9 protein-coding genes are annotated in these 12,852 nt (G+C 63.5%); 5 read left to right on the forward strand and 4 right to left on the reverse strand.

Going from position 1 to position 12,852, the window contains the following annotated elements:
- The 4 genes from FFS49_RS24385 to FFS49_RS24400 all read left to right on the forward strand — a co-directional run.
- Positions 1-2,623 (forward strand): LuxR C-terminal-related transcriptional regulator (locus FFS49_RS24385; RefSeq protein WP_137951021.1); only part of this gene is annotated, 2,623 nt, incomplete at its 5' end.
- A 223-nt stretch (positions 2,624-2,846) separates the two neighbouring features.
- Complete coding sequence (locus FFS49_RS24390; protein WP_105815944.1) at positions 2,847-3,971, forward strand: porin; 1,125 nt, start codon at positions 2,847-2,849, stop codon at positions 3,969-3,971.
- Between the two features lie 172 nt (positions 3,972-4,143).
- Positions 4,144-4,848 (forward strand): glutathione binding-like protein, encoded by a 705-nt coding sequence (locus FFS49_RS24395; RefSeq protein WP_039355004.1) that lies wholly within the window; start codon positions 4,144-4,146, stop codon positions 4,846-4,848.
- A 185-nt stretch (positions 4,849-5,033) separates the two neighbouring features.
- Positions 5,034-6,185, forward strand: a complete 1,152-nt coding sequence (locus FFS49_RS24400; RefSeq protein WP_105816147.1) for an IS30 family transposase — start codon at positions 5,034-5,036, stop codon at positions 6,183-6,185.
- Between the two features lie 164 nt (positions 6,186-6,349).
- Here the strand turns inward: FFS49_RS24400 and FFS49_RS24405 are convergent, their stop codons facing one another.
- The 4 genes from FFS49_RS24405 to FFS49_RS24420 all read right to left on the reverse strand — a co-directional run bounded on the left by FFS49_RS24405 (position 6,350) and on the right by FFS49_RS24420 (position 11,378).
- Positions 6,350-7,159: a DUF6602 domain-containing protein gene (locus FFS49_RS24405; protein ID WP_105816148.1), complete on the reverse strand. Its 810-nt coding sequence runs from the start codon at positions 7,157-7,159 to the stop codon at positions 6,350-6,352.
- 405 nt (positions 7,160-7,564) lie between these two features.
- On the reverse strand, positions 7,565-9,277 hold the full coding sequence (locus FFS49_RS24410) for a hypothetical protein (protein WP_224756005.1): 1,713 nt from the start codon (positions 9,275-9,277) through the stop codon (positions 7,565-7,567).
- Positions 9,278-9,516: 239 nt separating this feature from the next.
- Complete coding sequence (locus FFS49_RS24415) at positions 9,517-10,677, reverse strand: IS30 family transposase (protein WP_105816149.1); 1,161 nt, start codon at positions 10,675-10,677, stop codon at positions 9,517-9,519.
- Between the two features lie 185 nt (positions 10,678-10,862).
- Positions 10,863-11,378 (reverse strand): MarR family transcriptional regulator, encoded by a 516-nt coding sequence (locus FFS49_RS24420; RefSeq protein WP_105816150.1) that lies wholly within the window; start codon positions 11,376-11,378, stop codon positions 10,863-10,865.
- A gap of 130 nt (positions 11,379-11,508) precedes the next feature.
- Here FFS49_RS24420 and FFS49_RS24425 point away from each other — a divergent pair, with 130 nt between their 5' ends.
- Positions 11,509-12,687 (forward strand): MFS transporter, encoded by a 1,179-nt coding sequence (locus FFS49_RS24425; RefSeq protein ID WP_105816151.1) that lies wholly within the window; start codon positions 11,509-11,511, stop codon positions 12,685-12,687.
- Positions 12,688-12,852 lie beyond the last annotated feature (165 nt).

A 12,852-nucleotide genomic window follows, 5' to 3' on the forward strand; every position in this document is an offset into this window, starting at 1 on the left:
GTTGCTGGCGCGCGCGCGACTGAGCCTCGCCGCGCCCGCTTTCGACGGCCGGCCGGTCACGCTCGTGCAGGCGCCGGCCGGTTACGGCAAGACGTCGCTGATCGCGCAATGGCGCCGCGAAACCCTCGCGCTCGGCCGCGCGGTCGTATGGCTATCGGCCGACGAGCGCGACGATGCGGCGCGGTTGCTGCAGGGGCTCGTGCAGGCGGTGCGGACCGGTTGTGCGCGACCCGGCTTCGGGCGCCTGATCCCGGTCGGTGCGGCCGACGCGGCGCGCGCGCTGGAAGGCGTGACCGCGTGGCTGGCCGAGGTCGCGCAACTGTCGATCGATGCGCTGCTGATCGTCGACGATGCGGAGCGGCTGCCGCCCGCCGGCCTCGATGCGCTGACCTACGTGCTGCACAACGCACCGCAAAACCTGCATGTCGTCGTCGCCGCGCGGCGCGGGCTCGATCTCGTGGCCGGCGATCTGCTCGCCGGCGGGCAATGCACGCTCGCGGGCCCCGACTGGCTGCGCTTCACGCTCGACGAGACGATTGCGCTGGTCGGCGCGCGCTTTGCGCAGCGGGTCGACGCCGACGCGTGCGCGCGGCTGTTCGAACGCGTCGACGGCTGGCCGCTCGGCCTGCAGCTCGCGATGGCCGCGATGGCGCGCTCGGCCGATCCGCGCCAGGCGGTCGACGCACTCGCCGCCCGCGTGGACGGCACGCGCGACCGCCTCGTCGAGCTGCTGCTCACGAACCTGTCGGCCGACGACACCGCGTTCCTGATCCGCACGAGCGTCGCCGATCGCCTGCATCCGTCGCTGTGCGCCGCGCTGCTCGACGACGCAGACGCACCCGACCGCCTCGCGCGGCTCGCGCGCGACACGCCGCTGTTCATTTCGTCGGACGATTCGGACTGGTGCCGGCTCCATCCGCTCGTGCGCGACACGCTACGCGACCGCCTGGCCGCGGGCCCGGAAGCCGAGCGCAGCACGCTGCATGCGCGCGCGGCCGCGTGGCTCGACGCGCACGGGATGACCGAGGAAGCCGCCCGCCATGCATACGCGGCCGGCCAGTTCGAGGTGGCGTATGCGCTCGCGCAGCGCTGTCTCGAGGATGCGATCAAGCAGGGCCGCATCAACGACGTGCTCGACTGGCTTGCGCTGCTGCCCGATGCGGAGCTCGACAAGCGCCCGACGCTGCGCGTCGCGGTGGCATGGGCGCTGGCGCTCGGCGAGCGCCATGTCGAGGCACGGCGCCAGATCGCGGGCATCCTCGCGGATCCCGGCACGCCCGCGGCGATGCGCTACGAATGCGCGCTGATCCTCAGCGCGGCCGCCTATTACGCCGACGAAATCGACCGTTTCGTCGAGCTGTTCGAACCGTGGGCCGACTTCACGCCGCCGGCGGCGACGTGGCTCGCGCAAATGCACGCGAACCGGCTGTCGGCGCGCGCGATCATCGTCGGCGAACCGGCGCAGGCGCGCCGCTTCCAGCACGCCGCGCCGCGCGGCGAGACGGCGGCCGGGTTCGGCTACGTCGCGCGCTGGGGCGAGCTGATCACGGGCCTGAGCTACCTGCGCGAGGGCCAGGTCCGGCTGGCCGACGACACGCTGTCGCCGGCGCTGGCGCGTGCGGAAGCCGATCTCGGGCGCCGCCATCCGCTCACCTGCATGCTCGCGGCGATGTGCGCGGCGCTCGCGTACGAGGCCGACCGCGTCGACCAGGCCGCCGCGCTGCTCGCGAACCGCCTCGACGTGCTCGAACATGCGGGCACGCCCGATACCGTGCTGCTCGGCTATCGCACCGCCGCGCGCATCGCGCTGCTGCGCGGCGTCGAGCATCGTGCGATCGACCTGCTCGAAGCGCTCGACGCGATGGGTGTCGCGCGGCGCCTGCCGCGCCTGTCGGTCGCGAGTCTCGCCGAACAGGTGCGCATCCACGCGGCGCGCTATCGCGAGGCGACCTGCCACGCGCTCGTCGAGCGGATCGATGCGATCGCCGCGGCCGAGTTTCCGTCGCACGGGCCGCTGTGGCGGCGCCCCGTCGTGCTGCTGCAGGCAACCGCGCACGCGGGCGCGGCGCTGGCCGCGCGCCGCTGGGACGACGCAAGCGCCGCGCTCGACGAAGCCGCCGTGCTGGCCCGCGAAATGACCATGGGGCAGGCGCGCATCGAGATCATGGCGCTCAGCGCGTTCGCGCGCGAACAGTCGGGCGGCGGCGGCCGTGCGTTGCTCGACGAAGCGATGAACCTCGCGGACCTGTTCGGGCTGACGCGCACGCTGGCTGATGCGCATCCGGCCATCGCCGACTGGGCGCGCCGGGCCGGCGACGAAGCGGCTGCCGGCACCGGCCCCGTGCGGCACGCGCTGCCGCAACCGCGCATCGTGCCGCCTGCCCCGCGCGCCGCGGCCAGCCCGCGCGCGGTGCCGAGCGTCGTGCTGACGCCGAAGGAGCGCGCGATTCTCGAGCTGCTCGCGCGCAACCTGTCGAACAAGGAGATCGCGGTGGCGCTCGCCGTCGGCGAGGAAACCGTGAAGTGGCACCTGAAGAACCTGTTCGGCAAGCTCGACGCCAGCTCGCGCAAGCATGTGGTGCGCCGCGCGCTGGTGCTCGGCCTGCTCGAAAGCGCGCCCTGACGCCGTAACGCCGGTTTCGCCAGTCGGGCGCATCGTCGCGCCCGTCTTCCGCCGATTCTCCGCAACCCTGCCCCCCGCGCATGGGGGGGAGCGGCCGCCCGCCGTTGCGTAGTCTTTCCGCATGGCTCATGCGGGCGTTGCCTGTCACACCTTCCCGCTAGCCTCCCTGCTTCACCCGGACAGGCTCGATCCCGTCCGGTCCAAACCGACCCCGGAGACTTTGATGAAGACGAAACTGGCCGCGCTCGCGGCGCTTGCCGGCTGTTCGGCGCTCGCGCACGCGCAATCCTCCGTCACGCTCTACGGCGTGATCGACTCGGGCCTGCTGTACCAGAGCACGTCGGCGGCGTCGTTCAGCCCGACCGCGAAGAACACGGGCAAGGTGTTCCGCATGAAGGACGGCGGCATCTACTCGAGCTTCTGGGGCATCAAGGGCAGCGAGGACATCGGCGGCGGCTACAAGGTCAACTTCAAGCTGCAGGGCTCGTTCGACAGCGGCACCGGCAGGCTGCAGCTGAGCGACACGCCGGGCGCCGTCGCGATCTTCAACCAGGTCGCGTCGCTCGGCGTGTCGGGCCCGTTCGGCGCGTTCACCGCCGGCCGACAGATCGTGCCGATGATCTACGCGATGGCCGACACCGACGTGCGCAACGCGCAGTTCTTCGGCAGCGTGCTGATCGCGTGGCTCGGCCTGAACACGGCGGCCGGCTGGTCGGGAACGAGCACCAACGCAGCGATCGGCGCGCTGTACGACAGCAATGCGCTCGTCTACCACTCGCCGACCTTCGCGGGTGCGTCCATCGCGCTCGAATACGCGCCGGGCGGCGTGGCCGGGCAGTTCCAGGGCGGCACGCGCGAATCGGTCGTGCTCAGGTATGCAAACTATGGGCTCAATGCTTCGGCCGTCTACTACAACGGCCACGACACGAGCCCGGCGCCGGGCGTCGCGCCGACCGGCGTCGACAACAACCGCTTCATCTACTTCGGCGCGAAATACACGATCCACGATTTCTCGGTGTCGGCGTCGTACGGTAACGGCCGGAACCCGTCGCATGCGGACAAGGTGAACCTCGACATGCTGTCGGCCGGCATCGGCTATCGCTTCACGCCCGCGCTGCAGGTGACGTCCGCGCTGTATTACCTGAAGGACCGCAACGTCTCGGCGAACAAGTCGACGGCGGTCGTGCTCGCGGCCGACTACAGCCTGTCGAAGCGAACGATGGTCTATGCGCAGGTCGGGCACGTGAACAACCGCGGCACGATGGACCAGATGCTCGTGTACGGGCAGCCGGTCGCGCCGGGCGTCGGCACGACGGCTGCGATGATCGGGCTGCGGCACAACTTCTGACGGCTTCCGGCCGTGCGGCGGCGGTCGCGTGCGGCCGCCGTCGGCATCGATCGCCGGGATCGGCTACAGTGGGCGTTTTCGGCGCGCTCCGCCCTGCCGTCCCGCCATCGACCGTGGCGCGTGCGGCAGCAGGAACGGGGCGCGGATCCTTCACTTCGACGAGCGACCCTCCATGTCCGACCTGTCCGCCTTCCCGATCACGCAAAAGTGGCCGGCCCAGCATCCCGACCGTCTCCAGCTCTACTCGCTGCCGACGCCGAACGGCGTCAAGGTGTCGATCATGCTCGAGGAAACCGGCCTGCCGTACGAGCCGCACCTCGTGCGCTTCGACACGAACGACCAGTTTTCGCCCGAATTCCTGTCGCTGAACCCGAACAACAAGATCCCGGCGATCATCGATCCGAACGGCCCGGACGGCAAGCCGCTGCCGCTGTTCGAATCGGGCGCGATCCTGATCTATCTCGCGGACAAGACGGGCCAGTTGATCCCGAAGGATCTCGCGGGCCGCTACGAGACGATCCAGTGGGTGATGTTCCAGATGGGCGGCATCGGGCCGATGTTCGGCCAGGTCGGCTTCTTCCACAAGTTCGCCGGCCGCGACTACGAGGACAAGCGCCCGCGCGACCGTTACGTCGACGAGTCGAAGCGCCTGCTCGGCGTGCTCGACGCGCATCTCGCGAACCGGCAATGGGTGATGGGCGATACGTACACGATCGCCGACATCGCGATTTTCCCGTGGGTGCGGAACCTCGTTGGCTTTTACGAAGCGGGAGACCTGGTCGGCTTCAGCGAATTCCGGAACGTCAAGCGGGTGCTCGACGCGTTCGTTGCGCGGCCGGCTGTGGAGCGTGGGCTCAATATTCCGGCGCGGGGCTGATGGGTCAAGCGGGTGTACGTCGTGCAGGCCGCGATCTGAAAAACCCGCCGCATTGCGCGGCGGGTTTTTATTTTAAGTCGTCGCGAATTTTTCGGGATCGCTGGGAAGACTGTCGGTGTCCGGCGGCGGATTCAATCGGTCGATGCAACACACTAGACGCTGCGTAAGCAGTGGAGGTGTTGCAAATGAAACAGCGGCGCAGGATCTACTACACCGAGACTCAAAAGGCACTGATGTTGGAGCGGTGGCTCAAGGGTGACACGCTTCATCAGATTGCCCAACTGTTCGATCGCCACCATTCCTCTGTTCAGGGGATTCTCGCCAGGACTGGCGGAATACAGCCAGCGCCTCGACACCGCTCCAAGCTTGCCTTGACGCTTGCCGAACGCGAGGAAATATCGCGCGCAGTCGTCGCCGGCCAGTCAATTCGATCGATAGCGGCGCGGTTAGGACGTGCGCCATCTACTATCAGCCGCGAGGTGCGGCGAAATGGCGGAAGGCAGTACTATCGGGCGAGCCAGGCCGACGAGCTCGCCCGGGACCGCGCACGGCGACCAAAGACATGTAAGCTGATCAGCAATCGGACACTCGCTCAGGTTGTGGCAAGCAAGCTTCGATTGCAGTGGTCGCCGGAGCAGATTGCGGGTTGGCTCAAGCACGTGTATGCGGTCAACAGGGACTATCAGGTGTCGCACGAGACCATCTATCGGAGCCTCTACATTCAGGCCCGTGGTGCACTGAAAAGAGAACTGCTGGAACACCTGCGGCGTTCTCGAGCCATGCGTCGATCGCGCCAACACACACTGAAGACCGAGGATCGCACGAACATCCGCGATGCCATATCAATCAGTGAACGCCCTGGCACGGCCGAGGATCGAGCAATACCCGGGCACTGGGAAGGCGATCTGCTGTTCGGCAACGCCAACAGTCAGATTGCAACACTCGTCGAACGCCAGACCCGGTTCGTGATGCTGGTAAAGATTGCCAGCAAGGACTCTGAGGCTGTAGTCAACGCTCTCATAAGACACGCCGGCAAGCTTCCGCAGGAATTGTATAAATCGCTGACTTGGGATCGGGGCACGGAGATGGCTGGCCACAAGCGCTTCACTGTCGCAACGGACATCAAGGTCTACTTCTGCGATCCCCAGCATCCCTGGCAACGCGGCACGAACGAAAACACGAACGGGCTTCTGAGACAGTACCTCCCAAAAGGAACCGACCTCTCTGCCTACTCGCAAGCCAAGCTCAACGCCATTGCCCGACGGCTCAACGAACGTCCACGCAACTTCGATACACCGGCTGAACGATTCCATCAAGCTGTTGCATCGACCGGTTGAATCCGCCGCCAGTTCCGGCCATTCACCCACGCCTTGATGCTGTCGCTTTAACGTCTCTTCACCGATCCCCATCGGCTATTCGGCCACTCGACCGTCGCTGTTGTTGGGCGCAAAGATTAGGCATTGGACAACTGCGCCCCGAAGGTCTTCGCCGTGCAGAACAGCTAGCCTCCCGTCTTGATCCCCACACGGAGCTTATTCATGTATGGAACCATGTTCAGAAACGTGCCGTTGATGTTCATAGACGCTTGCGTGAGCATTTGAAACAACCACAACAGTGAACCGTGGGTTGCTGATGCTGCGACCCATCGTGTGTCAGGAGCGCTACTGCGAGCACTATCATTAAGGAAGCCGACGGGAAAATTATCAAACGTTACGAACCCTCTTCCGAGAAGGAATGCACCGTCGATCGATTGGCTGGGTGTTTTTATTCTTTCTTCACCAATGGGAAGGCGCGGACCGCCGATTCCCTCTGCCGCCTCTATTTCGGTGATCCAATTGAGAACGGTCTCTATCTGCCGCGGACCGTCATACGCCACCACAAAACTCAGAATCGCCGGCGGAACATAACCGCTGCTAAACGACCATGTTTCGCTCTTCTTAAGCTGCTTTGCGGTCTTTGCTGCCGTGATTGCTTGCTGCATACCGGCCTTGTCGAGGGTGGACTTCACCTCTATCGTAGCGATTACCGATTCAGCTAAGAAACCACTTATGCCGCCCCCAAAATCGAGCTTGGGCAAACTTCGCTTGTATATCACGAGATCGAACTGCCGCCTTGCTTCGGACGGTTGCGATTCGCTGTCAATCAATTCTCCCGAACCTATCGCGAGGGTAGATGGAAGGTGCGCCTCCAGAAACTCCTTGATGAAAGCTTCGCGCGGGGTTCCTTTGTGGAGGGAGTGACCACTATTGGCCGGTATTTTGGAAGTGGCCAGGAGTTGATCCTCTACTGCTGCCATATGGGCGAAAAGCATAGCAATGTTCCAATCGGTCTATTTTGTCCATCGGTCGGGTGGGCCCCGCGAAGAGTGATGATAGCAAGACAGTCTCAGACCGAGACATGCCAACGTACTTCCAGTATTGACCGCTCAGCGAATGGGGCTGTCCCAATGGCGAAAAAACAACCTGGCTCCGCTTGAACGAGATTGGCATTGAAGAGTCTGCTCAGGTTGTGGACGTGCCGACGCGGTCCACACCCGGAAAGACTGTTGTACCTTGGAAGCGGTCCCTGAGGCCACACGGAAGTAAACGACCGAAGTGGGTCGATCTGCGCCAGTCGCGCGTTGCAGGGCGGCGGCAGGCCACGATCGGCCACAAGCCGCCGTTCTGATCCGTAGTCGGTCGGACATTCAAGCGTCGGCACCGCTCCGTGTGCGGTACTACTTTGAAGTCGCTCGCGCCGTTGCGAGGATACCGAGCATACTTTTTCGTGCTCTGCGCTTTTCTACAAATTGGCCGACTGCGTCCTTCGCCATCGCGATACCTCCGCCACCAATCGCACCCACCACACTCGCGATTGGAGCACTAACGCCGGCGGCAGCTGCGAGAGCTGGCATGAAAAACATACTTGCACCGGCGGCGATTCCAATAACGCTACCTGTTCCTGCAGCCCAGTATTTCGGTGAGTATTTGTCTTCGATGTCCTTTATTGCTTTCTTCTGGCGCTGAATCAGCAAGTCCAACCCATGCCGGACTTCCCGCGCTACAGCTTCAAGTTCGGCGGGACCCGCCGCAGTCAACTGAGTTGTGATTTTCTTCAATTGTTCGCGAAGTTCCGCGTGCTCCATGCGTTCTCGAAGCTCAACGAGACCTGCTATAGGCACGTTGCCCAGCCAGGTCAAACTGTCATCTTGAAGTGCTCGAAGAATATCGAATGCTTCCCTAGACAGTACTTGTTGCTTTATGAGTTCTCGCGCTTCGGCCCGTGCGCAAAGCTCGAAGTAGTACCAATGCACGGGTGTGCTGAGCATTGGTTGACTATTAAGCTCCTCAGCGTTCTCTGCAAGGTGGTATTGAGGGCGTAATCTTTCCAGAATTCCGTTAAGAACAAGGACGCCTCGCGGAAGCTTCTCCATTTTTCCAAGCATTTCCTGGTCGCGCACTCCCTTTAACTCTTGCAGATAGATGGCTGCCGCCTCCTCTGCTGTGCCTACAGCGGTAGGTTCAACTCCAGGCGGTACGAACAGCCTTTCACGCGTTATTGCGTCGAGGAACGGTTGTTCGTATTTTTTGACGTACTCGAACAGTTCGTCGATCGTACTCATATTCGCGTTACAAGCGGGGACGATAACTTTTACGGCAAGAGATGCGATGCCAGCCTGAGTCATTGCGTCATTTGCCTCCAATCTCTCCTCGAAACTAGGGAAGACCAAGATTGGAGGTACCGAAAGTCGTGCGTCCACCAGTGGACGAAGTTGCAGAATACAAAATAACGCGATAGCTAGTTGTAAGTGCAACGCATTGAGGTGAAGGTTTTCTGCAAAAAAAGGCCAAACCGGATCGGGTATCAATTGGGTGTCGCAATACAGACCAGCGATCCGAGTTGCCGAAAGTGCTGACGGCCCGTAGCGCCGCTGACCGCCCGATACCACTTTAATACCACCAAGTGATTTTCCGGCACGAAACATTGACGCTGAATTTTCGCGGTAGAACTGTTCTAGTTCACCAGCTGCCGCATTGATTTCGTCAAAATGGGCTATGTTGCCATCTCCGAACCGTGCCAGCATTCGCAGTTTAATTTCCTGCTCTGAACCGACCTTGCCGGACGGCACACCCGTCAGCGCTACAAAGAGCTCTTCGTAGAGTCGAAACAGCATGCACTGGGCGTCAAGAATTGGAAGAGGTGATTCATTGTCTACCTTTTCTTCCGCTTGTTCCAGATGAGTCAACGCCAGGGCAGTGGCTCGAATAATCGCCAGCACGTCTGGTGTTAGCTTTGAAATATTAAGGAGTCCGGTAATACCTCTCGGTAAAACGCGTAGCTGGTCAGCCCAGAACCTATCTTGTGGACGCAACTTCAGTTTTCCCGATTCCAACGCATCGAGAACCTTCTCTGCTTTCTGAGCGGAATCGATCCCTCTATCAATATCCATATACTCTTCTCCTAGACGCGTGTTGATCCATTGTGCTCGAGCCGAGACGTCAAAAACCAAGGACGCGAAACAGGGGGGGGCTTGGCCGTCCAGTTACCACGGCGGGTACGGCCGCTCGACGCCCCCATGCTCAACAATCCGGCACATTGCTGACGTAGAACTCAGCCCGTCTCAATGTCAGAGGGCCGAGCACTTGCCATCCCGATCGACTGCTCCAATGGCCCGTGTACCTTGCGGATTCAACCCGTCGATGCAACGAATTGATGAAATCTCTCAGCCGGTGTATCGAAGTCTAGTGTCTTTCGCGGACGCTCATTGAGCCGCCTGGCTACAGTGTTGAGCTTAGCCTGCGAATAGGCCGAGAGATCGATCCCCTTGGGGAAATACTGTCTGAGAAGCCCATTTGTGTTCTCGTTCGAGCCACGTTGCCAAGGGCTCTGCGGATCACAAAAATAGACCTTGATGTCGGTGGCCACGGTGAACCGCGTGTGATCGGCCATCTCTTTGCCTCGGTCCCAGGTCGGTGATTTGTATAGTTCCTGAGGAAGCTTGCTGGCGTGTCGGATCAATGCGTTGAAGACCGTTTCCGTATCCTTACTGGCAACCTTCACCAGCATCACGAAGCGGCTCTGACGCTCGACAAGAGTGGCAATCTGGCTGTTCGCGCTGCCGAACAGCAGATCACCTTCCCAGTGGCCCGGTATCGCACGGTCATCAACGGTCGCGGGGCGTTCACTAATCGGGACGGTGTCGCAGATTCTGCCGTGGTCGTCGGTCTTCATCGTGTGATGACGCGAACGACGCATAGCCCGCGAGCGCCGTAAATGCTCGAGCAATTCCTTTTTGAGTGCACCGCGAGCTTGTATGTAGAGGCTGCGGTATATAGTTTCGTGCGACACCTGATAGTCCCTGTTGACCGCATATACGTGCTTAAGCCAACCAGCGATCTGCTCAGGTGACCACTGCAGCCTGAGCTTGCTTGCCACGACCTGGGCGAGTTCCCGGTTCCTGACGAGCTTGCAGACTTGGGGACGACGGGCTCGCTCCCACGCAAGTTCGTCAGCATTGTTCGCCCGATAACCCTGCATACCGCCGTTCCGCTTGAGCTCGCGGCTAATGGTGGACGGAGCACGTGCGAGCCGAATCGCAATCGCGCGAATCGAATCGCCAGCAACCACTGAGCGCGAGATCTCCTCCCGCTCGGCAAGGGTCAGTGCCAAGCTCGAACGGCGCCGTTGCTTTGGTTGTATGCCGCCCGTTTCGGCCAGAATCCCTTGTACCGAGGAATGGTTCCGATCAAACAATTGAGCGATCTGCTGCAGCGACTCGCCCTTGCGCCAGCGCTCCCACATTAACGCCTTCTGGGTGTCTGTATAGTAGATCCGCCGTCTCTGCTTCATGGCAACACTCCTTGCTGCTATGCAGCCTCAAGTGTGTTGCATCGACGGGTTGAATCCGCACTCGAAATCGGCCGTCGAAGGAACTCAGGGTTGAGAGGCAGCGCTGGGTCGGCAAGCGACGTCCATGATCATTCACGACGATTGTTTCGTCCGCCTCGCGCGTTCGCATCACGCTTTCTGCGGCGCTACTTTCCGTCCGCTGCGTTCGACGCGCCGTCTCCCAGCCCCGCCAGCAACTTTCCCAGCAGTTCCGACAACTGCGCCTGTTCCGCATCCGACAGCACGGCCAGCAACTCGCGCTGATTGTCGATATGCGCGACGACTGCCTCATCGATCAGCGCGCGGCCGCTCTCCGTCAGCGCCACAAGCGTGCCGCGCCCATCCGCCGGGTTCGGCCGGCGCTCCACCCACCCTGCCTTCTGCAACCGGTCGATGCGCGCGGTCATCCCGCCCGACGACATCATCAGCGCGTCGTACAGCGCCGTCGGCGTCAGCGCGAACGGCGCCCCGCCGCGCCGCAGCGTGGCCAGCACGTCGAATTCGCCCGGCTGCATTCCGTAGCGCGCGAACAGCGGATTGAGACGGTCACGCGCGATCACGAGCGCCGCTTCCTGCAGCCGCCCCATCACCACCATCGACGACGCGTCGAGATCCGGACGCTCGGCGCGCCATTGCGCGAGCGCATGCGCGGCTCGATCCATTAACCCTCCTCGGTTCACCAGTTATCTTGACGTCGAGATAAATCAGCATTTATCTTGATGTCGAGATACTTTACATGAAATGCGCGTGGCGCCTCACCGGGGGCCGCGTACCGATATCGAGGGCCTTGCAATGAATCGCTTCACTTCCCCCGGATGGCGGCTCGCCGCCATCGTCCTTGTCGGGCTGAACCTGCGGCCGGCGCTTGCCGCGGTCGGCCCGCTGCTCGACATGATCCAGCGCGCGACCGGCCTCAGCGACGGCGCGGCCAGCCTGTTGACGACGATCCCGATCCTGTTGATGGGCCTCGGCGCACTGAGTGCGCGGCGCCTGCAGCGCCTGGCCGGGATTGCGGGCGGCGTCTGGCTGGGCGTCGCGCTGATCGGGCTCGCCTGCGTGTCGCGCCTCGGCGCGCAGCACGCGTGGCTGCTGCTCGCGAGCGCCTGCTGCGCGGGCGTCGGGATCGCGATGGTGCAGGCGCTGCTGCCCGGCTTCGTGAAGGCGCATTTCGCGACGCGGATCGGCGGTGCGATGGGCGTCTATTCGACGTCGATCATGGGCGGCGCCGTGCTCGCGAGCGTCGTCGCGCCGTTCGCCGCGGCGCGCTGGGGCTGGCTCCCCGCGCTCGCGGGCTGGGCGCTGCCGGCCGTGGTGGCCGCGCTGGCGTGGCCGCTGGCCAGTCGCGGCGGCGACGCGCTCGCCGCCGGGCCGACGTCGGCGTCGAACGCTCAGCCGTCGCGCTCGCCGCGCGCGTGGCGGCTCGCGCTGTTCTTCGGCATCGCGACGGGCGCGTATACGCTCGTGCTCGCGTGGCTGCCGCCGTACTACATGCGGCTCGGCTGGTCGCCGACGGCGGCCGGCAGCCTGCTCGGCGGCGTGACGCTCGCGGAAGTCGTCGCGGGGCTGACGATCTCGGCGACGATCGACCGCCTGCCCGATCGCCGCCCCGCGCTGTACGCGTCGATCGCGTCGCTGTTGGTCGGCTTGCTGGTGATGCTGGCCGCGCCCGAGGCGCTGGCGTTGCCGGCCGCGCTGTTGCTGGGCGCGGGAATCGGCGCGCTGTTTCCGCTGTCGCTGATCGTCACCGTTGACCATGCCGCGACGCCGGCCGATGCCGCGTCGCTGACGGGGTTCGTGCAGGGCATCGGCTACCTGATCGCCGGGCTGTTCCCGTTCGGGGCGGGCATCGTGCGCCAGCACCTCGCGGACCTGACGCCCGCTTGGATCGCGATGGCCTGCCTGTGTGTCGCGCTGTTCGCGCTGGCGGCAGGGTTTGCGCCGAAGCGGGTGCTGCAGGCCGCGCGTGCGTAGCGCGGGTCCCGCCGCATGTGGCCGCGCCGCGATCGGATACGGCGGTGGTCGTGCTCGACCTCAGCCCCGTCGTCGGCATCGCGGCGTCGATCCCGATCCTCGGCGAATCGGCGTCGCCGATCGACTTCATCGGCGCCGAGATCACGATCGGCGTGGCGCGCCACA

The organism is Burkholderia sp. 4NA327C6 (assembly GCF_005502655.1).
GTDB classification, from domain to species: Bacteria; Pseudomonadota; Gammaproteobacteria; order Burkholderiales; family Burkholderiaceae; genus Burkholderia; species Burkholderia contaminans.